Annotated in this window: 22 protein-coding genes; 16 read left to right on the forward strand and 6 right to left on the reverse strand. The window is 35.7% G+C overall.

What is annotated here, in order from left to right:
• Positions 1–1,037 precede the first annotated feature (1,037 nt).
• The 5 genes from glgB (at position 1,038) to ACTJJ9_RS23495 (ending at position 9,123) form a co-directional block, all read left to right on the forward strand.
• Complete coding sequence (gene glgB / locus ACTJJ9_RS23475; protein ID WP_440768919.1) at positions 1,038–2,957, forward strand: 1,4-alpha-glucan branching enzyme; 1,920 nt, start codon at positions 1,038–1,040, stop codon at positions 2,955–2,957.
• Entirely contained in the window at positions 2,917–4,080 is a 1,164-nt protein-coding gene (locus ACTJJ9_RS23480) for a glucose-1-phosphate adenylyltransferase (protein WP_095302435.1), read from the forward strand. The genes glgB and ACTJJ9_RS23480 overlap by 41 nt, the downstream gene beginning before the upstream one ends.
• Before the next feature lie 171 nt (positions 4,081–4,251).
• The gene (locus ACTJJ9_RS23485; RefSeq protein ID WP_095302438.1) at positions 4,252–5,280 is read left to right on the forward strand and encodes a sugar phosphate nucleotidyltransferase; all 1,029 of its coding nucleotides are present in this window, start codon (positions 4,252–4,254) and stop codon (positions 5,278–5,280) included.
• Positions 5,277–6,722, forward strand: a complete 1,446-nt coding sequence (gene glgA / locus ACTJJ9_RS23490) for a glycogen synthase GlgA (RefSeq protein ID WP_095302434.1) — start codon at positions 5,277–5,279, stop codon at positions 6,720–6,722. The genes ACTJJ9_RS23485 and glgA overlap by 4 nt, the downstream gene beginning before the upstream one ends.
• Complete coding sequence (locus tag ACTJJ9_RS23495; protein WP_095302433.1) at positions 6,712–9,123, forward strand: glycogen/starch/alpha-glucan phosphorylase; 2,412 nt, start codon at positions 6,712–6,714, stop codon at positions 9,121–9,123. The genes glgA and ACTJJ9_RS23495 overlap by 11 nt, the downstream gene beginning before the upstream one ends.
• Positions 9,124–9,249: 126 nt before the next feature.
• Here ACTJJ9_RS23495 and ACTJJ9_RS23500 read toward each other — a convergent pair whose 3' ends face one another.
• A complete protein-coding gene (locus ACTJJ9_RS23500; RefSeq protein ID WP_095302432.1) occupies positions 9,250–10,041 on the reverse strand; it encodes a TIGR00266 family protein in 792 nt (263 codons plus the stop codon).
• Between the two features lie 166 nt (positions 10,042–10,207).
• Positions 10,208–10,966, reverse strand: a complete 759-nt coding sequence (locus ACTJJ9_RS23505; RefSeq protein WP_095302437.1) for a yteA family sporulation protein — start codon at positions 10,964–10,966, stop codon at positions 10,208–10,210.
• A gap of 314 nt (positions 10,967–11,280) precedes the next feature.
• On the opposite strand from ACTJJ9_RS23505, the gene ACTJJ9_RS23510 reads away from it, so the two are divergent.
• The 10 genes from ACTJJ9_RS23510 (at position 11,281) to ACTJJ9_RS23555 (ending at position 23,031) form a co-directional block, all read left to right on the forward strand.
• Positions 11,281–12,693 carry an isochorismate synthase gene (locus tag ACTJJ9_RS23510; protein ID WP_095302431.1) on the forward strand — a complete coding sequence of 471 codons (1,413 nt, stop codon included), beginning with the start codon at positions 11,281–11,283 and terminating at the stop codon, positions 12,691–12,693.
• Positions 12,680–14,440 (forward strand): 2-succinyl-5-enolpyruvyl-6-hydroxy-3-cyclohexene-1-carboxylic-acid synthase, encoded by a 1,761-nt coding sequence (menD, locus tag ACTJJ9_RS23515; protein ID WP_440768920.1) that lies wholly within the window; start codon positions 12,680–12,682, stop codon positions 14,438–14,440. Before ACTJJ9_RS23510 ends, menD begins: the two co-directional genes overlap by 14 nt.
• Positions 14,430–15,239 carry a 2-succinyl-6-hydroxy-2,4-cyclohexadiene-1-carboxylate synthase gene (menH, locus tag ACTJJ9_RS23520; protein ID WP_145581770.1) on the forward strand — a complete coding sequence of 270 codons (810 nt, stop codon included), beginning with the start codon at positions 14,430–14,432 and terminating at the stop codon, positions 15,237–15,239. Before menD ends, menH begins: the two co-directional genes overlap by 11 nt.
• An 11-nt stretch (positions 15,240–15,250) precedes the next feature.
• Complete coding sequence (gene menB, locus ACTJJ9_RS23525) at positions 15,251–16,069, forward strand: 1,4-dihydroxy-2-naphthoyl-CoA synthase (RefSeq protein WP_095302428.1); 819 nt, start codon at positions 15,251–15,253, stop codon at positions 16,067–16,069.
• Between the two features lie 89 nt (positions 16,070–16,158).
• The gene (locus ACTJJ9_RS23530) at positions 16,159–17,637 is read left to right on the forward strand and encodes an o-succinylbenzoate--CoA ligase (RefSeq protein ID WP_440768921.1); all 1,479 of its coding nucleotides are present in this window, start codon (positions 16,159–16,161) and stop codon (positions 17,635–17,637) included.
• Positions 17,624–18,733 carry an o-succinylbenzoate synthase gene (gene menC, locus ACTJJ9_RS23535; RefSeq protein WP_095302426.1) on the forward strand — a complete coding sequence of 370 codons (1,110 nt, stop codon included), beginning with the start codon at positions 17,624–17,626 and terminating at the stop codon, positions 18,731–18,733. The genes ACTJJ9_RS23530 and menC overlap by 14 nt, the downstream gene beginning before the upstream one ends.
• Positions 18,734–19,125: 392 nt before the next feature.
• Positions 19,126–20,058, forward strand: coding sequence for a metal ABC transporter solute-binding protein, Zn/Mn family (locus ACTJJ9_RS23540; protein ID WP_095302425.1), 933 nt, complete (start codon positions 19,126–19,128; stop codon positions 20,056–20,058).
• A 13-nt stretch (positions 20,059–20,071) separates the two neighbouring features.
• Positions 20,072–20,815 carry a metal ABC transporter ATP-binding protein gene (locus tag ACTJJ9_RS23545; RefSeq protein ID WP_095302424.1) on the forward strand — a complete coding sequence of 248 codons (744 nt, stop codon included), beginning with the start codon at positions 20,072–20,074 and terminating at the stop codon, positions 20,813–20,815.
• 10 nt (positions 20,816–20,825) lie between these two features.
• Entirely contained in the window at positions 20,826–22,139 is a 1,314-nt protein-coding gene (locus tag ACTJJ9_RS23550; RefSeq protein WP_440768922.1) for an iron chelate uptake ABC transporter family permease subunit, read from the forward strand.
• The gene (locus tag ACTJJ9_RS23555; RefSeq protein ID WP_440768923.1) at positions 22,129–23,031 is read left to right on the forward strand and encodes a metal ABC transporter permease; all 903 of its coding nucleotides are present in this window, start codon (positions 22,129–22,131) and stop codon (positions 23,029–23,031) included. Before ACTJJ9_RS23550 ends, ACTJJ9_RS23555 begins: the two co-directional genes overlap by 11 nt.
• Positions 23,032–23,243: 212 nt before the next feature.
• Here ACTJJ9_RS23555 and ACTJJ9_RS23560 read toward each other — a convergent pair whose 3' ends face one another.
• From ACTJJ9_RS23560 to ACTJJ9_RS23575, 4 genes are all read right to left on the reverse strand, one after another.
• Positions 23,244–23,429, reverse strand: a complete 186-nt coding sequence (locus ACTJJ9_RS23560; protein WP_255451869.1) for a hypothetical protein — start codon at positions 23,427–23,429, stop codon at positions 23,244–23,246.
• A gap of 144 nt (positions 23,430–23,573) precedes the next feature.
• Entirely contained in the window at positions 23,574–23,732 is a 159-nt protein-coding gene (locus tag ACTJJ9_RS23565; RefSeq protein ID WP_145581763.1) for a DUF1540 domain-containing protein, read from the reverse strand.
• Between the two features lie 315 nt (positions 23,733–24,047).
• Positions 24,048–25,088 carry a cytochrome d ubiquinol oxidase subunit II gene (locus tag ACTJJ9_RS23570; protein ID WP_095302419.1) on the reverse strand — a complete coding sequence of 347 codons (1,041 nt, stop codon included), beginning with the start codon at positions 25,086–25,088 and terminating at the stop codon, positions 24,048–24,050.
• A gap of 33 nt (positions 25,089–25,121) precedes the next feature.
• The gene (locus tag ACTJJ9_RS23575; protein WP_095302418.1) at positions 25,122–26,450 is read right to left on the reverse strand and encodes a cytochrome ubiquinol oxidase subunit I; all 1,329 of its coding nucleotides are present in this window, start codon (positions 26,448–26,450) and stop codon (positions 25,122–25,124) included.
• 124 nt (positions 26,451–26,574) lie between these two features.
• On the opposite strand from ACTJJ9_RS23575, the gene ACTJJ9_RS23580 reads away from it, so the two are divergent.
• Positions 26,575–26,754, forward strand: a complete 180-nt coding sequence (locus ACTJJ9_RS23580) for a hypothetical protein (RefSeq protein ID WP_440768924.1) — start codon at positions 26,575–26,577, stop codon at positions 26,752–26,754.
• Positions 26,755–26,863 lie beyond the last annotated feature (109 nt).

Below are 26,863 nucleotides of genomic sequence, written 5' to 3' on the forward strand. Positions count from 1 at the left end.
TAAAGTGAAAAAGTCTATAAAGAAAGGCGACTATCCGTCCAAAAAATGAACGGATAGTCGCCTTTTTCGTTTACGATCTTGAAATAAAATTAAAAAACGTAAGTTTTTCAGTGGCCTCCAAATATGTAGTGTTTTTTATTTTGTCTTTCATAAGCTACGTTAAAGTTGCCCCTATTAAATTTCCATTTACTCAAAAATTCTACAGTTCTAGTATTAATGAACAAAAGCTCTCTCACATCCTCTTAATATGATATGAAATGAGATTCATCTTTCCATATAGTTCAATAAAGCAAAGATGATAAACTAGATTTTAAATTTCTATCATTTGATGGGAACACTTATTATTAGTATTATTGATTTAATTAGTCTATTAATATGAACATACTCATGTTTCCTTTTGTTGTAATATCAAGAATATAACTTGAAGCTATGTAATTCTCTCACATTTTCTATTTCATCATAATCTCAAGCTAAATATGCAGAAAAACGTTTTGAAAACATATTTATTTCTTTTTTAATCAATTAAGTAATTCTTAAGTTGACAGCTTTTTCTTATTTAAGTAATAAAATAAGTAATCAGATTCTTTATATTTTGTGTTTTTTTATTTAAATATACTTTATTTTAAAGTACTCCTCACCTATAACTGCATTTTTAGTTAGCATCTGTTCTAAAAATTAATCATTTCCCCAAATAAGATTGAAAATTTTTTCAACAAAATCCTACAAAACGTCGAATGAAATGATATTTGAAAATAATTTGTTACAGTCTATAAATCAATGGAATATAACGTTTTATTGAAATTTTAATTAAATCATTATTTTCTTTTATTGCAATCGATCTCTTTATACATGGGTTGTTTCTACCAATAAAATTTCAAAGGTCACATTATTTTATAAATTTTAAAAGAATAACTTTTTCTATAGCTTATTTCTCATTTGTTGGTTTCTGTCGTTAAATAGTACCGTTTTCATTGGAGGGATCTATTTGTAAGTCTTGAATGTTTAGCATAGAGATATTAAGAGAAAGGGTGACCAAGGTGACTCTCATTTGTCCAACAGACTTTGACATTCATTTGTTTCACGAAGGACAGTGTTTTGAAAGCTATGGATTTTTTGGAGCTCATATTCAGGAGCGTAATGGTATCGTTGGAACAAACTTCTGTGTATGGGCACCACATGCAAATCAAGTTAGTGTAGTTGGGAATTTTAATTCCTGGAATGGAGAAAACCATCAAATGGAACGAATGAATGAGGAGGGGATATGGACTCTTTTTATAGCTAATTTAGGTGTAGGTGAATTGTATAAGTATGAAATCATTACAAAAACTGGCACTTCAATTTTAAAAGCAGATCCTTATGCATTTTATTCTGAGATTAGACCAAATTCTGCGTCGATTATCTATGATCTTTCCGGATATAAATGGAGTGATCAAAAATGGAGACGAAGAAAGCGGAGGAAGCAGCCTTATGATAATCCGATTTCCATATATGAAGTTCATCTTGGTTCATGGAAGGTTAAGGAAAATGGAGACTTACTAAGTTATTCAGAGTTAGCAAAGGAATTAATTCCTTATGTAATTGAACATGGATTTACCCATATTGAATTATTACCAATTATTGAGCATCCATATGATCGATCTTGGGGGTATCAAGGTACTGGTTATTATTCAGTTACTAGTCGTTTTGGGACACCACACGAATTTATGAATTTTGTTAATGAATGTCATGAAGCAGATATAGGGGTTGTTATCGATTGGGTTCCAGGCCATTTCTGTAAAGATGCCCATGGTTTATATATGTTTGATGGTGAACCAACTTTTGAATATTACCATGAAAAGGATCGAGAAAATTATGAATGGGGTACCGCAAATTTTGATTTAGGAAAACCAGAGGTGCAAAGCTTTCTTATTTCTAACGCTATTTTTTGGGTAGAGTATTTTCATATTGATGGTTTTCGTGTTGATGCTGTTGCCAATATGCTGTATTGGCCAAATTCAAATGAACTTGTTGAAAATCATCATGCTGTTCAGTTCCTGAAAAAGCTTAATGAAGCAGTTTTTGCAAGAGACCCAGATATTTTAATGATTGCTGAGGATTCAACTGATTGGCCAATGGTAACTGCTCCTACCTCGTCAGGTGGTCTTGGCTTTAACTATAAATGGAATATGGGTTGGATGAATGACATTTTGACCTATATGGAGACTTCTCCAGAGCAACGACATAATTTCCACCATAAAGTAACATTCTCCCTTTTATATGCATTTTCGGAAAATTTCATCTTACCATTCTCACATGATGAAGTTGTGCACGGAAAGAAATCTTTGCTAAATAAAATGCCTGGTGATTATTGGCAAAAGTTTGCTCAATTACGTTTGTTGTATGGGTATATGATAACTCATCCTGGAAAGAAGCTATTATTTATGGGGGGTGAGTTTGGACAATTTGATGAGTGGAAGGATTTAGAGCAGTTAGATTGGTTTTTAGATGATTATGAGATGCATAGTAAAATACGCACTTATTATAAAGAGTTAATGCAATTATATCGTAAACAAAAGGCACTTTTTGAGCTGGATCATGTAGAGAGCGGCTTTGAATGGATTGATGTAAATAATCTTGAACAAAGTATTTTTTCCTTTATTCGAAAAGGAAAAAAGGAAAATGATTTACTCGTCATTATATGTAATTTTAAACCTATTGTTTATCACGATTATAAAATTGGTGTACCACTTGAGACGGAGTATGTTGAAGTCCTTAATAGTGATGATGCGAGGTACGGTGGTTCAAATCAGGTAAATAAAAGAAATATTAAGGCAGCAGAGGGAGAAATGCATGGGAAACCATTCCATCTCTCGGTGACGGTTCCACCATACGGAATTGTTGTTTTCCGTGCAGTTAAAAAAAGAGGGGAGAAAGCAAATGGGAAAAAAGTGCGTCGCAATGTTACTAGCAGGGGGTAAGGGAAGTAGATTAAGTTCACTTACAAAAAATATTGCAAAACCAGCTGTTCCTTTCGGAGGAAAGTATCGAATTATTGACTTTACTTTAAGCAATTGTACGAATTCAGATATAGATACTGTAGGGGTGTTAACCCAATATCAACCACTTGTTTTAAATTCTTATATTGGAATTGGAAGCGTATGGGATTTAGACCGTAAACACGGTGGAGTTACCGTTCTACCTCCTTATACAGAATCGTCTGAGATGAAATGGTATCAAGGAACAGCAAGTGCCATCTATCATAATATTAATTACATTAACCAATATGACCCAGAATATGTTTTGATTTTGTCCGGGGATCATATTTATAAAATGGATTACTCAAAGATGCTAGATTACCATATTCATAAAAATGCAGATGTTTCGATATCTGTTATAGAAGTTCCATGGGAGGAAGCTAGTAGATTTGGAATTATGAATACTGATGAAAAGATGAATGTCGTTGAATTTGCAGAGAAGCCTTCTCAACCAAAAAGCAATTTAGCATCAATGGGGATATATATATTTAAGTGGTCAGTGCTTCAGAAATATTTAGAAGCAGATGAGAAAAATGAGTATTCTAGTCATGATTTCGGTAAAGATATTATCCCATTATTATTAGAGGAAAAACGTCATGTTGTTGCATATCCGTTTAAAGGCTATTGGAAGGATGTCGGAACGGTTAAAAGCCTTTGGGAAGCGAATATGGATTTATTAAAAGATCATCCAGATTTAAATTTATTTGACCAGAATTGGAAAATTTACACGGTTAATTCAAATCATCCCCCACAATTTATAGGAAATGAAGCAATTGTATCAGAATCATTAATTAACGATGGATGTGTTGTGCAGGGAAATATTCATCATTCTGTATTATTCCAAGGAGTAACAATCGGTAAGAAAACAATTGTAAAAAATTCAGTAATTATGCCTGATGCTGTGATTGGGGAAAATGCTTATATCGAAAATGCAATCATTCCTAGTGGAGTTGTAATTCCAAATGGGACGGTTATTTGTCCAGATACAAATTCTGAAGAAATATTACTTGTAACAGAGGAATATGTTGAAGAAATTTCAACAGTCATTGATAGCCAAATAATTTAAAATTTAATAATTTGATCATGAATGAAATTGATCAATAACGATTGAGAAATAGGGTATATACCGTTTTAATAAATGAAATGAAAAGCAATGTTGACAAAGTTGAATGAGAACTAAATGGTTGGAACTGTAGATATAATAGTTCCAGCCATTAACCATTATAGGGAGGCAGAAATGAATAAGAAAATGCTAGGAATTATAGATGCAACTGCTTATAAAGAAAAGATAGAGGATTTAACAGCACATCGCTCTTTAGCTGCAATCCCGATTGCTGGGCGTTATCGCCTCATTGATTTCGTTCTATCGAATATGGTTAATTCACAAATTCATAGTGTTGCTATTTTTCCGAAGTATCAATACCGCTCATTAATGGATCATTTAGGATCAGGTAAACAGTGGGATTTAAACCGAAAGAAGGATGGTTTGTTCTTTTTCCCATCTCCTCATTTACATAATGAGTACGATGAATTTGGATCCTTCCGTCAGTTTTCGGATCATATAGATTTCTTTTTGAGAAGCACGCAAGAATATGCGTTGATTACGAATTGTTATACAGTTTGTAATATTGATTATGAGGAGGTACTTAACCGTCATCTTCAAAATCGCTGTGATATTACGGAAGTGAAAAAAGATGGTAAGTCTTTACAAATGTATATCATGTCAACGAAGCTACTTATTGACCTAATTGAGAATAAAGAAAGAATTAAGGCTAACACATTAGCAGAGGTTGTTAGTGAAAATCCAGATAATCTCCTCATATGCGATTATGAATTTTCAGGATATGTTGCTGTGATTGATTCAATAAGTAGTTATTATAAGCACAGTATGGAAATTTTGAAGCCAACGATTTGGAATGAAATCTTTTTGAAGCATCGGCCAATTTTAACAAAGGCTAAGGATGAGCCGCCAACAAAGTATGGAAAACATGCAATGGTGAAAAACTCTTTAATTGGAAATGGCTGTACAATTGAAGGAGTAGTCGAGAATAGTATTATTTTTCGTGGAGTACATATCGGAAGAGGGACGGTTATTAAAAACAGTGTAATTATGCAGCATTCACAAATCGGAATGGATTGTACATTAGAGAATATGATTGCTGATAAGGATGTACAGGTGTTAGATAGAACGACTGTGAAAGGTTCAGCCCTGCTTCCACAAGTATTAAGAAAAAGAACAATCCAAGGAGCGATGATGAAGTCGTGAATGTTTTATTTGCTGTTTCTGAATGTGTACCATTTGTTAAGTCAGGTGGTTTAGCCGATGTAGCAGGTGCCTTACCAAAGGAATTAAAGAAGCTAGGAGCAAATGTAAAGATAATCCTTCCAAAATATAGCTGTATCCCAGAGAATATTCGGGAACAAATGGTGAAAATAGACGAACTGACTGTATCAGTTGGCTGGCGACAGCAATATTGTGGAGTCGAAATGCTGGAATATGAAGGATTGACTTATTATTTTCTTGATCATGAGTATTATTTTTATCGTGATTCTTTATATGGGCATTATGATGATGCAGAGCGGTTTTCTTTTTTTTGTAGAGGGGTATTAGATACTTTACCAGTAATTGACTTCAAGCCAGATATTATTCATTCACATGATTGGCATACAGGGATGATTAGTTTTCTTTTGAAAGAGGAATATGCGAAAAAGCCGTTTTATCAAAAGGTGAAAACTGTTTTTACAATTCATAATTTACAATTCCAAGGAATCTTCCCATTCGGAATATTGAGTGATCTTCTTAATACCGATGAGGAGAAGTTTAAGTTCGTTGAATTTTATGGAAATGTCAGTTTTATGAAGGCTGCAATTGAAAGCTCTGACATGATTACGACAGTAAGTCCGACTTATAAAGAAGAAATCCAAACTCCTTATTATGGAGAGCGTCTTGATGGGCTATTACGCTCAAATTCTGCTAAGCTTGTTGGGATTCTTAATGGAATAGACGAAAGAATATATAACCCAGAAACAGACGAGGAGATTGAGGAACAATATAATATTGATTCAATTAAGAAAAAAGCTGTTAATAAAGCTAGTTTACAAACTGAATTTGGGTTACCAATCAAAGTAGATACACCCCTTATCTCAATGGTAACTCGGTTAACGAAGCAAAAAGGCTTAGATTTAATTAAACGTGTTCTTCATGAAATTTTGAGTCGGGATGTTCAAATGATTGTCCTAGGTACTGGTGATAAAGAGTTCGAGGATTTCTTCGCACATATGGAATGGCTTTATCCTAAAAAATTTAAAGCTTATATTGGCTTTGATGAAGGGCTTGCACATCGGATATATGCAGGAGCGGATATGTTTTTAATGCCTTCTAAGTTTGAGCCTTGCGGGTTAGGTCAACTCATTGCGTTAAGATATGGCACGATTCCAATAGTTAGAGAGACAGGAGGATTAAATGATACTGTGTTTTCCTATCGTGAGGATACAGAAGAAGGTAACGGCTTTACGTTTAGAAACTTCAATGCACATGATATGCTACATACCACTTATCGAGCAGTTGAGTTTTACCATCAGAAGGAAATATGGCAGCAATTAATTAAACGAGCTATGGAGCATGATTATAGCTGGAGGCAATCTGCAAAAATGTATAACGAGCTGTATACTGAACTCATCACTAGGAGGGAAAAACGTGTTCTCTAACAAAGACGAGTTTAAAGAATTCTTTTTAAAAAGATTAGAAAGCATGTGTGGAAAGGGCTTTGAACAGTCGACAAAGCGTGATCAATATCATACGTTAGGGAATATGGTTAGAGAATATATTAGTTCAAAATGGATTGAGACAAAGGAATTATACAGAGCAGATAATAAAAAACAAGTGTATTATTTATCAATTGAGTTTTTACTAGGACGTTTATTAGGTCAGAATTTATTAAACTTGCAAATAAAGGATGTTGTTGAAGAAGGATTGAAGGATTTACATATTTCATTAAGTGAAATTGAAGAATGTGAATCAGACCCTGCCTTAGGGAACGGAGGATTAGGGAGATTAGCAGCATGCTTTTTGGATTCGTTAGCAACATTGAATTTACCAGGGCATGGATATTGTATTAGATATAAGCATGGATTATTTGATCAAAAAATTGTTGACGGCTATCAGGTGGAATTACCAGAACAATGGTTACGTCATGGGAATGTTTGGGAAGTTCGTAAGCCTGAGGAAGCGGTTGAAATATCATTTTGGGGAAGAATTGAAACAAATTATACGAACAATATTCTTACCTTTAAACATGTTGATGCAGAGAAGGTTTTAGCAGTTCCATATGATATGCCTGTTGTTGGATACCAGGTAGACACTGTTAATACATTAAGACTATGGAATGCAGAACTAGCTGCATTTGGTCCAGACCAAGATATTTTATCCTACAAACGGGAAACAGAAGCAATTACTGATTTTTTATATCCGGATGATACACATGATCATGGGAAAATTTTACGGTTGAAGCAGCAGTATTTTCTCGTTTCTTCTAGTATTCAAAGCATTATAGCTTCGTATAAAAAGGAAAGATCAAATTTAAGAGAGCTTCATCATTATGTAGCGATTCATATAAATGATACCCATCCTGCAATGGCGATACCTGAATTAATGAGAATATTAATAGATGTAGAAGGATTTAGCTGGGAGGAGGCTTGGGAGGTAACGAGTCATACTGTTTCTTATACAAATCATACGATTCTCTCAGAGGCATTGGAGAAGTGGCCTGTTCATCTATTTAAACCCTTATTGCCTAGAATTTATATGATAATAGAGGAAATTAATGAACGGTTTTGTGCAGAACTATGGGAGCGGTATCCTGGAGAATGGGAACGAATTGAGCATATGGCGATCATTGCCCACGGTTTAGTGAAAATGGCACACCTTTCAATCGTAGGGAGCAGCAGTATTAATGGAGTGGCGAAAATTCATTCAAATATATTAAAGAATAGAGAAATGAAATCATTTTATGAATTTTATCCTTGGAAATTTAATAATAAAACGAATGGAATTTCACACCGCAGATGGCTATTAAAGGCTAACCCTCAATTAACAGCATTAATTACTAATAGTATCGGAAACGAATGGGTGAAGCAGCCAGAGAAGTTAATCGAATTAAGAAATCATGTTGATGACCCTTTATTAATTGAACAATTTGCAAATGTAAAACGAAAGCGAAAAGAAATTTTAGCAAAGAAAATAGCTGAAAAGAATGGTATTAAGGTAGATGTTGATTCCATTTTTGATGTTCAGGTTAAAAGATTGCATGCATATAAACGTCAATTATTAAATGTCCTTCACATTATGTATCTATATAATCGGCTAAAGGAGGATCCAAACTATTTCATTCAGCCACGAACATTTATTTTTGGTGCCAAGGCGTCACCAACATATTACTATGCAAAAAAAGTGATTAAGCTAATTCATTCCCTAGCAGAAAAGGTAAATAATGACCCGAGGGTTTCTCAGGTTATCAAAGTTGTCTTTATGGAAAATTATCGAGTTTCATTAGCTGAGGATATTTTTCCTGCTGCAGATGTAAGTGAACAAATATCAACTGCTAGCAAAGAGGCATCGGGAACTGGAAATATGAAGTTTATGATGAACGGTGCCTTAACAGTCGGTACGTTAGACGGAGCGAATATTGAAATGATGGAGGAGATTGGCGCTGACTATATCTTTACCTTCGGGTTGACGGCTGATGAGGTTTTGAAATACGAGGAAAATGGTCGCTATCGCTCAATGGAATATTATCATCATGACCAACGAATTCGCCAAGTTGTAGACCAATTAACAAATGGTTTTTTCAATGAAGATGAAGGAGAATTCGAATCGATAGCAGACTCGTTGCTAGTACAAAATGATCAATATTTTGTTTTACGGGATTTCGCTTCTTACATTGATGTACAGGAAAAAGTGGGAATTGCTTATCAGGATAGAGTAACCTGGCTAAAAAAGGCATTAGTCAATATTTCTCATTCTGGATTATTTTCTAGTGATCGAACGATTCAGCAGTATGCAGAGGAAATTTGGAATATAACACCTGTTCTTCAAAGTAATCAGAAATAGCTCCTAAGCAATAATAAAAAGGAAAGGGGACGTAGAAATCCTTCTTTCCTTTTTACATTAACAAAGGTGAATTGCTGTGATTATAGCGGAATATTACATTGTAATAACCTAATAGTTTTCTCCTTTTTATCGATCACCATCTAATAATCGACCTATACCGCCTAAAATACTACCTTCACCACGACTATCTCCTCCTGCTGAAGGGGCACTTGCAATCACACGGTCTGCAAGACGACTAAATGGTAAGGTTTGAATCCAAACAGTTCCTGGTCCTTGTACGGTAGCAAAGAATAATCCTTCACCTCCGAAGAAGGCTGATTTTACTTTACCAACAAATTCAATATTATAATCTACATCTTTTGTCAATGCGACAAGACAACCAGTATCGATTCTAAGTTTTTCACCGGGCTGTAGATCTTTTCGAATAATCGTGCCTCCAGCATGTAAAAATGCTAGACCATCACCTTCAAGCTTCTGCATGATGAAGCCTTCTCCACCAAAAAAGCCTGTTCCTAATTTCTTCTGAAAATCTATTCCAACTGATACTCCTTTTGCAGCACATAAAAATGAATCCTTTTGACAAATTACTTTTCCACCAAGACTGCTTAAGTCAACCGGAATGATTTTACCAGGATATGGTGCTGCAAAGGAAACACGTTTTTTCCCAACACCTTTATTTGTAAAAACAGTCATGAATAAGCTTTCGCCCGTTAGTACTCGCTTCCCTGCTCCAACTAGCTTACTAAGAAACCCTTTTTGACCACTATCGTCACCGAAAATTGTTTCCATGTCTATGCCATCTTCCATCATCATCATACCGCCGGCTTCAGCGATGACGCTTTCATTTGGGTCTAGTTCAATTTCAACACATTGCATATCGTCTCCATGCAGTTCATAATCAATTTCATGTGCGTTCATATTTGTTTCCCCCTCAGGTATGTATACATATAAATATATCATCCTTATTTTACAGGGTTTCTCCCTAATAGAGAAGAAAATTTATTGGTTTTATTTTACTTTTGGCTGTTTCTGACTTTAACTAATGGTTCCATAAAAAACGCCATCTTTTAAAGATGGCATTTACTTAGTCAGCGTCTCTTTCAGTATATGGATCCTTTTCATAGCCAGGTAAATCTCCAAACATTGTCATTATACCCTCTTCATCAAGCTCCTCTTCATATTTCTCATGCTGTGTAGATGGATAGACTGTGATGTTTTTACCTTCAATATCAGTACCAATAAAGTTTTCATAATCTTCTACATAACCTTCTGGCTCCTCTGAATCCATGTAGACGTCATTATAATGGTCTTTAGGATAGGATAAGTCAGAAGGTGTTTCAGAAGAACCAAAGCTGTTTACAATTTGATAGGCATCCTCAGCATCAAACGCAACATCTTCATCTTTATCATCATAATTAAATTTTCCGAAAGGAGGCATTAATACACCTTCTTCAATTGGCCGATTATGGGATACAACCTCCTCTGGAGCATGGTTAATACATGTCGTTGTAGTTGGGATTGCATCAAGTCTATCTATAGGGATTTCTATTCCGCAGACTTGGCACTTACCATATGTTCCATTTTCAATTGCTTTCAGAGCTCGGTTTATATCGTTTAATTCTTCCTCAATATGTTCATTTAAAGCAATGTCTTTTTCTCGTTCATAAAGTTCTGTTGCTTCATCAGCTGGGTGGTTGTCATAACTGGAAAGATCACCAACTGATTCATGAAAATGACCAGCCTCTAATCCAAAATGTGCTGTCATGTCCATACGTTGTTTAATTTCATCCTTCATTTCTTCAAGCTGTGAACGGAAGGACTCTACTTGTTGTGAACTTAGCATGCCATCCACGCTCCTTCCTAAATTAGTTCTATCCCTATTATGATCAGTTTTTTAGGGAAACATGAATGAAAAAAATTACAAAATACACATAGTGCTTCGATATTAAATGAAAAAATCAAACATTAAACTTATTATTACCATTTATACCTATAAAATGTTTGCATGTTTTTTACCTTTTCATTTTAATCCTGAAGATGAAGATATATAATAAGAATAGCATGCAAAAATAACGAAACAATCTATTCTATTTGACACACCTTTTAAAGTAGGTGTATCTTTATATAAGCTATTTTCGGTGTCGGGGGGATAAGCATTTGTTAACAACTTTGGATCATACAATAAGAGAAAAAATCATACATTCATTAGAAGAAGCAAGGCGAACGAATCAATCGGTAATCGTAAGTGCAGTAAAAGAAGTGGATGCAATCAACCCCCTCCATTTCTACACTTCTGGTGAAAGCTTAAGTTTAGGAGAGCGTTTCTTTTGGTCTACACCAAAAGAGAATTATACATTGGTTGGATTAGGAAATGAGCTTGTGCTCGAAAATAATAATCAATCATATGAACGATTTCAGAAGATCGAAACACAGTGGAAACAAATTACAAAGACTGTCATTTCTCATGAGCGGTTAATTGGTACTGGCCCATTACTATTTGGTGGCTTTTCATTTGATCCATTGAAAGAAAAAGGTCCGTTATGGAATTCGTTTTCAGAAGCCAAATTTGTGTTACCTACAAGAATGTTAACTGTAAAGGATAACAGAACGTTTTTAACGATCAATAAGCTTATTTCACCGAATGACCAACTAGAAGTATGTGTTAAGCATTTCGAAAAGTATACTGAACAGTTGAATGTCATTCCATTTCATATAGATTGTGAAAAAGGTAACGAATTCGCTTCAATCGAATTAAAAACAGCAGAGTGGGTTGAGGCAGTACAGCAAGCAACAGAGGATATTCGAGCAAATGAAATAGATAAGGTTGTATTAGCTCGAGAGGTCCATTTAGAATTCACGAATAATATTAATTCCTATGAAGTGATAGGACGTTTACAACTGGAACAGCCAACTAGTTTTGTCTTTTGCTTTGAGAATGGACTACAGCAATTTTTAGGTGCTACACCAGAGCGATTGGTGAAGAAAGAGGAGAACCAAGTTTTATCTACATGTTTAGCAGGGTCAATTAATAGAGGTAGTACAAGCTACGAGGATAAATATTATGGTGAACAGTTATTAAGTGATGATAAAAATTTACATGAGCATTATATTGTTGTTAAGATGATTAAAGAAGCTTTGGAAAGCTGCTGTTATGATTTAAATGTGCCAGCAAATCCGCAAGTTTTGAAAACGAAAAATATCCAGCATTTATATACACCTGTTAGAGGGTTTGCTAAAGAAGGTCATTCCTTACTATCAATGGTAGCTAGATTACACCCAACACCTGCGTTAGGTGGATATCCGAAAGAAAAAGCACTAGAAAAGATAAGGGCTTTGGAGCCGATGCATCGCGGATGGTATGCTGCGCCAATTGGGTGGTTTGATCATGAGGATAATGGCGAATTTGTCGTCGCTATCCGGTCTGGATTAGTTGAAAAAAATCGAGCAGCATTATTTGCAGGTTGTGGAATTGTCAAGGATTCTCAACCTGAATCAGAATATCTCGAAACAAAAATGAAATTAAAGCCAATGTTATCTGCTTTAGGAGGGAAAGAGTATGATGGATGCTGATTCATTTACACGTTATGTTGCAAGCTTTGTAGAGGAGCTTGTCAGTTCTGGTGTAGAAAAAGTGGTCATAAGTCCTGGATCACGTTCAACTCCTTTAGCAATTTTAATGGCTGAGCATCCTAGTTTAACTTGTTATATAAATATTGATGAGAGATCAGCAGGCTTTTTTGCACTTGGTATTGCCAAGTCGCAAAATAAGCCTGTTGCATTGCTATGTACTTCTGGAACTGCTGCAGCAAATTATTATCCAGCCATTGTTGAAGCGCATTATGCAAGGGTTCCGTTAGTTGTACTAACAGCTGACCGCCCACATGAATTACGTGATGTAGGTGCACCACAGGCAATTGATCAATTGCACATGTACCGGAATTATGCAAAGTGGTTTGTCGATCTGGCATTACCAGAAGAAAACCAATCTATGTTTCGCTATGCGAAAACTATTGCAGCTAGAGCAGTTGGAACAGCAACAGCGAATCCAGCTGGTGTCGTTCATTTGAATTTTCCATTTAGAGAACCGTTAGTTCCAAATACAAGTCTTCCAGATTTATGGACGAAACTAGATAATCGCGGGACATATTTACATATGGCAAAATCTAATTCTCTTATTTCAAATGAAGAGCTGGATTCCATTTCTCATTTGTTAAATCGCCATTCAAATGGGGTCATTATTTGTGGAGAGCATGAAAATGACAATATCGCAAGTGAAATTCTAGCTCTAGCGAATCATTTGAAATTTCCTATATTAGCTGATCCACTCTCACAACTTCGGGCTGGAAAATTCAATCCTCATTTTGTGGTGGAAAGCTATGATTCTCTCTTAAGAGACAGTGAAATTCAGAAGGTACTGAAGCCTACGGTAGTCATTCGATTTGGAGCGATGCCAGTTTCAAAACCAATTATGCAAATGCTGAAAAATAACCCTGATATAATTCAAATTGTTGTTGATAATAGTGGTGTTTATCGCGACCCGACCTTAAATGCTTCATACTTTATTACATGTGATGAGGTAATCTTTTGTAAGGAACTAATAAATAAAATTGAACAAAAGCCTATAAATGCTTACTATCAAGCATGGCATGAAGCTAATCATATATTTTGGAAGAGAATCGATGAAGAGCTACAACAAACAACAGAAATGTTTGAGGGAAAAGTTGTCAAAGAGCTACAAACTTACTTGCCGAGTGAAAGTAATCTAGTAGTTGGAAATAGTATGCCAATTCGCGATGTTGATACTTTTTTTGGACATACTGATAAGGACATTAAACTATTTGCTAATCGAGGTGCAAGTGGTATTGATGGTGTTGTGTCGACTGCGTTAGGTATTAGTGTTGAACAGACCAACCCAACTTATTTATTGATAGGTGATTTATCGTTCTACCATGATTTAAATGGGTTACTAGCAGCTAAAATGAATCAGCTTAATATTGTTATCTTATTAATTAATAATGATGGTGGTGGGATTTTTTCATTTTTGCCTCAATCAAAGGAAGAGAAACATTTTGAAACATTATATGGGACTCCAATTGGCTTAGACTTTTCTAAAGTAGTTAATATGTACCATGGCCACTACATAAAAACAGAGTCATGGGAGGATTTTCGTGTTTCTCTACTTGAAAGTCAAACAAAAAAAGGATTACAAGTGATAGAAATACCAACGGATCGATCGACTCGTGTCAAAGTTCATCGAGATTTGTTAGAAATTGTTTCCCGGGAAATAAGAAGTGTGTTGAAGAACTATGAAGGTTAGAGGTATTCATTATCATATCGAAGATTCACTATCAGATGGGGAACCGCTGATACTCATTCATGGTTTTACAGGCTCTTCAGAAAACTGGCAGCATATACTACCGTTTCTAACAGATTATAGAGTCATTAGAATTGATATGATTGGTCATGGTCTGACTGATAAGCCAAATGATCCTTCAAGATATAAAGTGGAAGAAATCGTTGAGGATTTACGAGAAATAGTTATTCAATTAAAGTTTGAAAAAGTTAATATTCTTGGGTATTCAATGGGTGGAAGGATTGCCTTATCTTTTGCGGTTCTATATCCAAATTATGTTGAAAAACTTATTTTAGAAAGCAGCTCTCCAGGATTGAGAACAATGGAGGAGCGGTTAATGAGGGTAAGAGCTGATGAAAATCTTGCGAATGAAATCATTTCCAATGGGATTGAAAGCTTTGTTAGGAAATGGGAGCAAATCCCTTTGTTTTCGTCACAACGTCGCTTACCGGAAGCTCAACAGCTATGGCTACGTGAGCAACGACATAAAAATAGCTCCATCGGCTTAGCTAATAGCTTAATCGGCACTGGAACTGGTGCACAGCCTACTTGGTGGAATAAGTTACAAACAGTAAAAGTGCCTACTCTTTTAATATGTGGACAATTAGATGAAAAGTTTTGTGGGATTGCCAAGGAGATGAATAAGCTTCTTCCTATTTCGACTTTAAAAGAAATAAACGATACAGGTCATGCAATTCATGTGGAACAACCGCGAATCTTTGGTAAAATAGTAAGTGAGTTTTTAAAAAACGAACAACATTAGGAGGCTTTTATATGGCAATTGAATGGGTTACTGAGCGTCAATATGAAGAAATCATTTATCAAACATATAATGGAATTGCAAAAATCTCAATTAACCGTCCACATGTACATAATGCATTTACTCCAAAGACAGTAATGGAATTAATTGATGCATTTGCATATGCACGTGATGATGCAAATATTGGTGTTATCATCTTAACTGGTGAAGGTGGAAAAGCATTCTGTTCTGGTGGGGACCAAAAGGTTCGAGGACATGGTGGATATGTTGGAGATGACCAAATTCCTCGCTTAAATGTTCTTGATTTACAGCGTTTAATTCGTGTAATACCGAAACCAGTTATTGCAATGGTTGCTGGATATGCAATCGGTGGTGGTCATGTATTACATATCGTTTGCGATTTAACAATTGCTGCGGACAATGCTATTTTTGGACAAACTGGTCCAAAAGTCGGAAGCTTTGATGCTGGATATGGTTCAGGCTATCTAGCACGTATTGTTGGACATAAGAAGGCTCGTGAAATTTGGTATCTTTGCCGACAATATAATGCCCAGGAAGCATTAGACATGGGATTAGTAAACACAGTTGTGCCTTTAGAACAGTTAGAAGAAGAAACTGTAAAATGGTGTGAAGAAATTCTTGAAAAGAGTCCAACTGCGATTCGTTTCTTAAAAGCTGCATTTAATGCTGACACAGATGGTCTTGCTGGAATCCAACAATTTGCTGGAGATGCAACGTTGTTATATTACACAACAGATGAAGCGAAAGAAGGCCGAGATGCATTCAAGGAGAAACGTAACCCTGACTTTAAGCAGTTCCCTCGTTTCCCTTAATAAATGAATTTAAGATAACATTCAGCTTGATGAGATCGATCATCAAGCTGTTTTTATCATCTAAAGGAATTTTTGTGGTGGTGAGATAAATGAATCAAGAAATGCCTAACTTGTTAAAGCAACGGGCAGAATTAACGCCAAAGCGTCTAGCTATTAAAGCAAATAATGAAGAAGTAACATTCGAGCAGTTGTATAAAAGAGTTCAGCAGCGAGCTACTATTCTTTCAAAGCATGGGATAAGAGAAAACCAGCATATTGCGATTTTGATGAGGAATAGTGTGGAAATGATAGAAACGATTCATGCTGTTATTGCATTAGGTGCCGTGGCGGTAATGCTTAATGTTCGTCTTTCAGAGCAAGAGCTTGCTTGGCAAATTGATGATGTAGAAGCAGAATATATCATTTGTAACCGGGAATTTCAAAAGAATGTTAAAGTTTATAAGACAATTGTTTGTGAAGACTTATTTATTCATCATGTAGAAGAAATTTTACCTAGTCTTAGTCAAGTGAGTTTTTATCATGATAAAGTGGCAACAATTATGTATACTTCAGGAACAACAGGAAATCCAAAAGGTGTCATGCAAACGTATGGAAACCATTGGTCAAGTGCGATAAGCTCTGCATTAAATTTGGGTTTACAAGTGAATGATCGTTGGCTACTTTCTGTTCCCCTATTTCATATTAGTGGTTTATCAATATTAATGAGAAGTGTTATTTATGGAATTGGGGTTGTTTTGCATGAACGGTTTGATGCTGCCAAAATGAATCAGGCGATTATGCGTGATGGGGTTACGATTGTATCTGTTGTCACAACAATGTTAAAGCAAATGATCGAGCAATTAGAAAAAGAAAGATATCCAGAGAGTTTTCGTTGCATGCTTGTAGGTGGAGGACCAGTACCAGAGAAATATTTACTGGAGTGTCAGGAAAAAGGGATACCAGTTTATCAATCATATGGGATGACAGAGACGGCTTCACAAGTTGTAACACTTACGCCAGAAGATAGCCTAGTGAAAATAGGCTCAGCAGGTAAACCTTTATTTTTAAATCAAATAAAAATCATGAAAAATGGCCAAGAATGTCAACCGAATGAAGAGGGGGAAATCTTTGTAAAGGGACCGACGATTACGAAAGGATATTGGAAGAAAGAGGAAGCAACAGATAAGGCAATAAAGAATGGGTGGTTACAAACAGGTGACCAAGGATATGTTGATGAAGATGGATTTTTATATGTGCTAGATCGCCGCTCAGACCTTATTATTTCGGGTGGAGAAAATGTATATCCCGCCCAAATCGAATCAGTTTTATTAACACATCCAAATATAAGTGATGCAGGCGTGATTGGTGTAAATGATGAAAAATGGGGACAGTCCCCACATGCATTTGTCGTTTTAAAGGAAAGTGTGGAAATTGATGAGATTAGAGCCTTCTGTCAAGAAAAATTGGCAGCCTATAAGGTACCGAAGTATTATACAATTGTGGATGAGCTACCGAGAAATGCTTCAAATAAGCTGTTGCGACGAAAATTAAAAGATCTTATAAAGGATAATCATGATGTTGAAAATTAAACAAGTAACGTTACATCATATTACTCAACGATTAAAATCACCATTCTATTCAAGCATTGGCCATGTTATTGATAGAGAGAGCATTCTTGTTGAGTTGACAGATCAAGAGGGACAAACTGGATGGGGGGAAGTTGTTGCATTTTCAACTCCTTGGTATACCGAGGAAACGATTACGACAGCGTTTCATTTACTAAAGGATTTATTTATTCCGTTGATTCTGAATCAGTCTATTGCCCATCCTGAAGAGCTTCAACAGCTATTTTCCCCTTATAAACGTAACAATATGGCAAAAGCATCAATTGATGGAGCAATTTGGGATCTTTATGCCAAAAGGCAGAATGTTTCTTTATCACATGCATTAGGTGGTAAAAAGACGAAAATTGAATCCGGTGTTGTAATTGGTATGTCTTCGATTAAAGAAATGTCTGAGCAAATACGTTCCTATGTGGACGAAGGATATAAACGGTTTAAGGTAAAAATCTCCCCAAAGCAGGATATCTCAATTATTGAAGAAATTAGAAGGGATTTTCCAACACTCCCATTAATGGCTGATGCTAATTCATCGTACACTTTGGCCGATGTTCATCGTCTAAAAGAGCTTGACCAGTTTAATCTTATGATGATTGAACAGCCTTTAGCAGCAGATGATATTATTGATCATGCAAAGCTACAGGAAGCGATCAACACGCCGATTTGTTTAGATGAAAGTATTATAACTGTTGATGATGCGAGAAAAGCGATTGAGCTTGGCAGCTGTCAGATTATTAATATTAAAGCTGGACGTGTCGGTGGATTAACTGAATCTAAAAAAATACATGACCTTTGTTTTCAGCATAAAATTCCAGTTTGGTGTGGAGGAATGATCGAAACTGGAATATCACGTGCGCAAAATATTGCGCTCGCTTCATTACCTAATTTCTCAATTCCAGGTGATATTTCTTCATCTTCGAAATATTGGGAGGAAGATGTTGTTTCTCCTGAAATTAAAGCTGTATCCGGTGTGATTCCTGTTTTGCAAAAGCCAGGGTTAGGGTATGAAGTGAAAAGTGATATTATTAATAAAAATCGTCTGTCAAAGACAGTTATAAAAGCTTAACAGTTTGTAGTAAGATAACGAATTTATAAAAGTAAAAGTCGTTTTTCATTAGTTGATAAGTCTGAGAAGTCTATATATATTGATTGAGAAAGACAAACTTTTATACTAATAGTAAAACGTTTCTCTTTCTGCTCATAATGAACCTAGCCAATTGGCTAGGTTTTTTTCGTATGTCTTTTTTGAATATGTCGAAATGAGATTCTTGACATTTGTGGTTTAATACATTAGTTTTGTACTAAGGAAACTTTTTTAGATAAAGAAATAAAATGTGATTTAAGTTAAAATAGTGGCACGAGACCTACATATACAACATACATTAAAGGTGTTACGATTCAATTCACTCTTAAAAGGTTTCTAAAAGGTATTTTCTGAAACGAATTGGAGGAGAAAAAATGAAAAAGTGGTTGGGAAGTGTAATAGCATTTGTCATCGTTTTAATTATTGCTGGATGTGGAAACGAAAAGACGAATGGTGATAACAATAATAAAGAGACAATTCGAGTAACAACAACAACAGGTCAAGTAGCCGATCTTGTGAAAAATATTGGTGGAGATAAGGTCGAGGTTGTTTCTTTGATGGGTCCTGGAGTTGACCCACATCTTTATCAAGCATCACAAGGAGATATTAAAAAATTAGATCAGGCAGATATTATTTTTTATAATGGCCTTCATTTAGAAGGGAAAATGGATGAGATTTTCGAAAAAATGTCTGAGGATAAGGCTGTTATTGCTATCGCTGATTCGGTTCCTGAAGAAAAGCTGTTAAGTGCAGATGATGGTTCCGAGTCATATGACCCACATGTTTGGTTTGATATAGAAGCATGGATTTATGGTATTGAAGCAGTAAAACAAGAATTAATAAAGTTATCTCCAGAGCAGGAAGAGGTTTTTACTGAAAATGCTACATCATATAAAAAGGATTTAGAGGAAATGCATCAATATGCTATAGATCAAATTCAATCGATTCCAGCGGAAAGTCGGGTACTTGTGACAGCTCATGATGCATTTAAATATTTTGGCAATGCGTATGGTCTTGAAGTGATGGGATTACAAGGGTTAAGTACAGATTCTGAATATGGATTAAAGGATGTGCAATCTTTAGTAGATACGCTTGTCGAGCGAAATATTAAGGCTGTTTTTGTTGAAAGCAGTATTTCCGAGAAGTCTATAAACGCAGTTGTCGAAGGTGCTAAGGAAAAAAATCATCAAGTTGTAATTGGAGGCGAACTATTTTCAGATGCAATGGGAGAAGAGGGAACTGAAGAAGGAACATATATCGGAATGTTTAAGCACAATGTAGATACAATTGTTAGCTCATTAAAATAAGGTGGTGTAAAAAATGGTACCTGTTCGAGTAGAAAATTTAACGATTGCCTACCATCAAAAGCCTGTATTACAGGAGGTTAGCTTTGAGGCTCCTCAAGGGAAATTAATCGGAATTGTTGGACCGAATGGTGCGGGGAAATCCACCTTGATAAAAGGGATATTAGGCTTGATCCCGATAGCTTCAGGTGAAGTCAGAATCTATGAAGAAATATACAAAAAACAACGAAAAAAGGTTGGGTATGTTCCACAGCGAGGAACTGTCGATTGGGATTTTCCGACAAATGCTCTAGATGTTGTTTTAATGGGCAGGTATGGGCATATAGGTTGGTTTAAAAGACCGAATAAAAAGGATCAGGACTTTGCAAAGGCTTGTCTCCAAAAGGTAGGAATGCTCGAATTTGCAAACAGACAAATTAGTGAACTATCAGGTGGACAGCAACAGCGAGTTTTTTTAGCTAGGGCGCTTGCACAGGAAGCAGATGTTTATTTTATGGATGAACCATTTGTTGGGGTTGATGCTGCAACAGAAAAAGCAATTATCGCTTTATTAAATGAATTAAAGGAAATGGGAAAAACCGTATTAGTCGTTCACCATGATTTGCAAACTGTTGAAGAATACTTTGATTGGGTATTGTTATTGAATATGAGAAAGATAGCTTTTGGTCCAACAAAATCTACCTTTACTATTGAAAACTTACAAAAAGCATATGGGGGAAGGCTTACTTTTCTTCAGGATCAATTGATATTGGGTAAATGAGGGTGAGGTCATGATTGAAAGTTTATTTCAACAATTACAAAATGCAAATACGCAATGGGTTTTAGTCGGAACGATACTTCTAGGCCTTGCAAGTGGTGTTGTTGGGAGCTTTACTTTATTACGAAGGCAAAGCTTAATTGGCGATGCGATGGCACATGCGGCATTGCCAGGTGTATGTATTGCATATTTACTATATGGGGAAAAATCATTGCTATGGTTTTTAGTCGGTGCTGCACTTGCCGCCTTATTGTCCTCTTTTATCATTCAATTTGTTATTCAACACTCGAGGATAAAGGAGGATTCAGCATTAGGAATTATCATCTCTGTTTTCTTTGGCTTAGGGATTGTTTTGCTTACGTATATTCAGCATAATGGTGCAGGAAATCAGAGTGGTTTAGATGATTTTATTTTCGGGAAGGCTGCATCGATGGTTGCAGGGGATGTTCAACTCATTACGATAATTGCCATCATTGTATTAGTCTTAATTGTGATTTTCTACAAGGAATTTAAACTTTTAACCTTTGACCCTCAATTTGCAAAAGGACTAGGTTTTCCAACGAAATTTCTCAATGGTTTGCTCTTAATGCTGATTGTTTGCTCTGTTGTAATTGGACTACAAACGGTTGGAGTCGTTTTAATGGCAGCCATGCTTATCACTCCTGCTATTAGTGCCCGCTATTGGACAAATACACTTAGTCACATGATTATGATTTCTGGTGTTATTGGTGGTTTTTCTGGTGTATTAGGCACTTTACTAAGTACAATTATGAACGGAATGGCAACAGGACCATTAATTATTGTTGCTTCTACATGTATGTTTTTGTTTTCTTTAATTTTTGCCCCAAAACGTGGATTGCTAGCGAAGGCAATGAAACAAATATCTATAAGAAAAAGAACAGCAGTCGAACATGTCCTTATAAGCTTTTATGAACTTGCTGAAAAAGGTGGTTATGATGGAGTAGAAGTGCAAGCTCTTCAAAGCAAACGGAAAATCTCTATAAAGCTTCTAAACTATGCTCTTAATTTCCTTCAAAAGAAAGGGTATATTCAACGAGAGTGTGAAGAAAAATGGTCGCTTTCTAATGAAGGGATAAAAGCAGCTTATAATATAGTAATAAATCAACGACTGTATGAAATGTACTTAATGTATGAGATGGATTTTGCCCAACTCGAGTTAAAAAATAAGGATGATCTACAGCTTCATTTAATGTCTAATGAGGTAAAGGGAAAGTTACTTTCTTTATTAAAGTTACATGATCGAACACCTTTATTACTCCCAGAATCCTCTAGTATAGACGAAGGGAGAAAGATTCATGACCTATGATTTATGGATTATAATTACAGGCTCTTTAGTAGCAGTTACATGCTCTATGGTAGGTTGCTTTTTAATTTTAAGAAAAATGGCTATGCTAGCAGATGCAATTTCACATACTGTACTATTAGGGATTGTTGGTGGCTATCTTGTTAGTAGAAGTTTAGAGGGCCCTTCGCTTTTAATAGGTGCAGTTGTTGTTGGCTTATTAACCGCACTTTTTGTTCAATTATTAAGTGGGAAAGGTGTTCAAGCAGATGCAGCAATAGGTGTTGTGTTTACTTTTCTCTTTGCAGTGGGGGTTATTCTTTTATCTGTATTTGCGGGGAATATACATCTTGATGTCGATCATGCTTTAATGGGTGAAATAACATTTATTCCGTGGGATACATTCGAATGGAATGGGATGGAGTTAGGTCCAAAAGCTGTTTGGTTATTGTTATTTGTCTTTCTTGTTAATTTGCTTATTATCAGCTTATGCTATAAGGAATTTAAAATAAGCTCATTTGACCCAGAAATGGCTGTGGCCATTGGAATTCCAGTCTTGCTCCTTCATTATTTGCAAATGGGAATGTTATCGATTACTACTGTCGCCTCTTTTGATAGTGTCGGTGCGATTTTAGTAGTGGCAATGCTTATCGTTCCAGCGTCTACAGCTTACTTATTAACAGATAAGCTGCTGTCAATGTTATTTATAAGTGCAGGCATTGGTGTCATCTCTGCCATTAGCGGATATTATCTAGCAACATTACTCAATGTATCGATTTCAGGTGCAATGGCCACCTCAACAGGAATACTATTTACCCTTGCCTTTTTATTCTCTCCAAAACACGGCTACCTTGCCAAAAAACGTGCACAACGAAATTTCGTAAAAAAAGCAGCAATTGATGGGGAAAACAATTAATTGATGGGGTCAAATGATGGGGTCAGTCCCTAAGGGACTGACCCCATCAATTAAAATAGCATAAAAAATGAGTTTTACCATTACTTGGGGACAGTCCCCAAGTATAAAAAAATATTGTTAAATTGCTGTCTTCGAGATTTGGTTAGAGGCAATTATAGGGTTTTAGGGGACAGTCCCCAGGGGACTGTCCCCTAAAACTATCTCTTCCTCTATTATTCCATTAGCCCATATTCAATCGCACGGTTTGCGATGAGATTGTCTACATCATATGGGAGGTCTTCGAATGAACCGAACTCATAGTCCCAGAGGTTTGTAAAAGAGTCGACGTATTTTGGAAATTCTTCTTCACTTGAATTTTTAATTTCATTTCGAAATGAATTGAGTAGACTATCTTTCACTTTGATTCCCCCTTTGTGATGGTTACTAGTAGTTTGTGATAAAAATTATAAAATATGTAAATTAAGTTGAATAAAATGAAAATGATTATCAATAATAAAAAGGAACGAGTAGTTGCAGCTACTCGTTCTTAAATGAAGGGCAAGTTAGACGTCGGCAGGTTCAAAGGTTTTACAATCAGTTTCTTTGCTGCTCTCAGCTTGCTCCCCAGTATGGCTAACAACGTAAATCGCATCAGCTGAACACTTATTTCCCTTCGACCAATAATGGCAATTGCTCACTTCACATAATACATCCTTTGCCATATTTGTACCCTCCTTAGTTTTTGAGATACAACATTAGTTATCTCCACCAAAAAACATTTCATACCTGAGAAACTATGGCCTTGAAAGAGCCTATATTAAAAGGGAAATAACAACCAAACGGATTGACTTTTTTATGAGGGTAATTAATGTGAAGGAGTACTCTAATTAAGTCTATTTATGAAATACATAATGCTAATTTCCTTCTATCAACAAACTCGATATAATTTGTAATTCCAAAACTAAAGAATAATTAATATTTTGTAAAACAGCAAAAATGCCTGAACTACTAAGTCCAAGCATCTGTAATAAAAATGATTACGATTCATTTTGTTTTAAATACCGCTTATCCTTCATAAACAATTTCCAAAAATAAAAAAAGCCAGGGAAGAGAATGAGAAATCCAACAATATACGTCATGAATAATGCTCGGAATGTATTTGGATGTGTAAAGCCAGACTCAATTGTTACATCTGGATAAATCATATAAGGTAAGTGTGCTCTTCCATACACATAACTAGCTAATAAATATTGAATAGTAATCGCAATTACAGCTAACCTCGGTCGACCAATTCTCTTTTTATGCTTAGCTGATGGAATAAATAAGGCCAAACCTGCAATGAGATAAGCAATAACTGAACCGATTAAAATGGGAAGATCATTTAACATTTTAACGTATAACCAATTTGCTTCTACTCGTAATGTAAGCATAATTAAAATTCCCATAAGCAAGGAGATCGGTCCAGTAATTAAAGCATCACGCCTGTAAACTCGATAAGCATCAGGTTCTTCTGCAACATTTGAATAATCAGCGAGCAATAAAGAGGAGAGAAATAACGTACTGCTGATTGCAAATCCGATAAACGCGTATATATTTGGACTTGTTAATAACACATCAAAACGAAGCTGGTGAACACCATTTACTTCTTCAATATAGCCTCCGTGTGTAATGGGAAGTACGAGCATTAATAAAGCGGGAATAATAAATCCAGAAATTCCTGAAACATAAGTTAGTGCCTTTACATAATCTTTTGCAACATGTGAAAAAACGAGAAAACCACTTCGTAGAGCTAATAAAATAAGAATTAAACTACCAGGAACGAGGAGGACAGTACCAAGAATAAAGGTTGCCCCAGGAAAAAAACTGACGAGAGCAATGACGATTGCTACAATAAAAACATTAGTAACCTCCCAAGTTGGTGAGAGATAACGATTGGCAATATTCGTTGCTTTCGTCTTTTCTTTATTGATATATATCATTGACCAAAAGCCTGCACCAAAATCCATCGTGGCCATCACAGCGTAAATAAACACAAATCCCCAAAGGACGGTAATTGCGAGTAAAGAATCTGTTGTCATTGTTAAACACGCCTTTTCTATGAATTATACTTATTAAGTATTCAAATCAAGCTCATTTTCAACAGGATGTCTTTTGAAATAATATTTTAGAACGAGTAAAACAGCGATACCTAAAATAACATAAATCAAGGAAAAGAGTATAAACAGGGTGCCTATCTGTGTTGATCCTGTTACGACATCTTTCGTTGCTAATACTCTATAAATTACCCATGGCTGTCTACCGGTACAAGCAAATATCCAACCAAATTCAATCGATAAAAGCGACAATGGTCCAGCTATTACGAATGCATACATAAAGAGTTTAGGGAAACGAGGCTTCTTTAAAATTTTCTTCCAGAAAAAACCCGCAATTGATAAAAAGATTAAAAAGCTACCTATTAAAACCATTCCGTTAAAAAGGGTATGAATAAATAATGGTGGCCAATATTCCTCAGGAAAGTCATTTAAACCGATAACCTCTGTTTTAAAGCTATTGCCAGCTAAAAAGCTAAGGGCCCAAGGTATTTCAATAGCATATTTAATTTCTTGGGTTTCTTTGTCAGTAAAGCCACCAATCGCTAATGGTGCGTAGTCTTGAGTTTCAAATAAGCCTTCTGCTGCTGCTAGCTTTTCAGGCTGATATTCATGGAGCATTTGTGCCGATTCATGTCCGTTCAATGCTGTTAATAATGAAAATATCCCACCAATTACAAGGCTAAGCATTAATGCCTTTTTATGAAAAGAATAAACACGTTCGTTTTTTCGGTTTTTTAACATTTTAAAAGCAGATATAGTACAAATCATAAATGCACCTGTCATATAAGCGGAAACAGCAACATGTGCTGCAGAAATAAAGAAACTCGGATTAAAAAATGCAGCCCATGGATCTGTATCAACGATTTCACCATTTTCGATACGAAAGCCTGCAGGTGTTCCTTCAAAGGCATGGACATTTGTAATAAGTACCGCAGATGCACTTGCACCAAGAAGAACGAGGAAAACACTGAAAATCCTCATTTTAGGAGAAATACGGTCCGCAGCATATACATAGATGGACATAAACAATGCCTCTACAAAAAACGCGTAAATTTCAATTTGAAATGGTAAGGCCATGACCTTGCCGATAACCTCCATAAATCCAGGCCATAATAAAGCAAGTTGAACCCCAGCAATCGTACCTGTTGGAATAGCTACTCCTAGTAGTACGGCTTGTCCCTTTGTCCACCGCCTTGCCATAATTGCATAATCCGGATCCTTTGTTTTTTGAAAAAGTATCTCTGCACATAAAATCATTAATGGTATTCCTACTCCTAAGGTTGCAAAGATAATATGAAATCCCATTGTTGTTCCGAACAAGGAGCGGGCAATAACTAAATCATCCATTTTAATCCGCCTTTCTCTACCTTTCTTGGCATAATCAACCATAGTGTCCACTATTTCCTATTAATTATTCTTTTTCTAGGAAAGGAAAGAGCTTTTCTTTTTTATGTGTAAAATTATGGAGTTGGTGACTGCAAAAAATTATGAGGTCGATATTCTGAATTATTTAGTTGCTACATTAAGAAATGTAAAAAGTGGAGTTACGGAAGAGGGGGGACTAGATGCATTAGAACGAATAGAAGAGATGTATTCATGTTTTTTAGCAAAAGAAAAGAGCGTTACGAGTAACGCTCTTTGCAGACTGTAGACAAACTCGATAAAATCGAGTTTGCATACAGTCTTTTTTTATTTAAAATATTTATTAATAGATATTTTAGAGGTGATGGATAATGATGACAAGAAACAATAATACTGAA

Origin of the sequence: Metabacillus sp. 22489, assembly GCF_052044855.1 — a bacterium.
In the GTDB taxonomy this organism is placed as follows: domain Bacteria; phylum Bacillota; class Bacilli; order Bacillales; family Bacillaceae; genus Metabacillus; species Metabacillus niabensis.

Excerpts from the sequence above, each read along its gene's own strand:
- ACTJJ9_RS23555 (WP_440768923.1), top strand. The coding sequence starts at position 22,129 with ATGACCTATGATTTATGGATTATAATTACAGGCTCTTTAGTAGCAGTT.
- ACTJJ9_RS23530 (WP_440768921.1), top strand. The coding sequence starts at position 16,159 with ATGAATCAAGAAATGCCTAACTTGTTAAAGCAACGGGCAGAATTAACG.
- ACTJJ9_RS23540 (WP_095302425.1), top strand. The coding sequence starts at position 19,126 with ATGAAAAAGTGGTTGGGAAGTGTAATAGCATTTGTCATCGTTTTAATT.
- ACTJJ9_RS23485 (WP_095302438.1), top strand. The coding sequence starts at position 4,252 with ATGAATAAGAAAATGCTAGGAATTATAGATGCAACTGCTTATAAAGAA.
- ACTJJ9_RS23575 (WP_095302418.1), bottom strand. The coding sequence starts at position 26,450 with ATGGATGATTTAGTTATTGCCCGCTCCTTGTTCGGAACAACAATGGGA.
- ACTJJ9_RS23480 (WP_095302435.1), top strand. The coding sequence starts at position 2,917 with ATGGGAAAAAAGTGCGTCGCAATGTTACTAGCAGGGGGTAAGGGAAGT.
- ACTJJ9_RS23505 (WP_095302437.1), bottom strand. The coding sequence starts at position 10,966 with ATGCTAAGTTCACAACAAGTAGAGTCCTTCCGTTCACAGCTTGAAGAA.
- menH (WP_145581770.1), top strand. The coding sequence starts at position 14,430 with ATGAAGGTTAGAGGTATTCATTATCATATCGAAGATTCACTATCAGAT.
- menB (WP_095302428.1), top strand. The coding sequence starts at position 15,251 with ATGGCAATTGAATGGGTTACTGAGCGTCAATATGAAGAAATCATTTAT.
- ACTJJ9_RS23570 (WP_095302419.1), bottom strand. The coding sequence starts at position 25,088 with ATGACAACAGATTCTTTACTCGCAATTACCGTCCTTTGGGGATTTGTG.
- menC (WP_095302426.1), top strand. The coding sequence starts at position 17,624 with ATGTTGAAAATTAAACAAGTAACGTTACATCATATTACTCAACGATTA.
- ACTJJ9_RS23565 (WP_145581763.1), bottom strand. The coding sequence starts at position 23,732 with ATGGCAAAGGATGTATTATGTGAAGTGAGCAATTGCCATTATTGGTCG.
- ACTJJ9_RS23545 (WP_095302424.1), top strand. The coding sequence starts at position 20,072 with ATGGTACCTGTTCGAGTAGAAAATTTAACGATTGCCTACCATCAAAAG.
- menD (WP_440768920.1), top strand. The coding sequence starts at position 12,680 with ATGATGGATGCTGATTCATTTACACGTTATGTTGCAAGCTTTGTAGAG.
- ACTJJ9_RS23500 (WP_095302432.1), bottom strand. The coding sequence starts at position 10,041 with ATGAACGCACATGAAATTGATTATGAACTGCATGGAGACGATATGCAA.
- ACTJJ9_RS23550 (WP_440768922.1), top strand. The coding sequence starts at position 20,826 with ATGATTGAAAGTTTATTTCAACAATTACAAAATGCAAATACGCAATGG.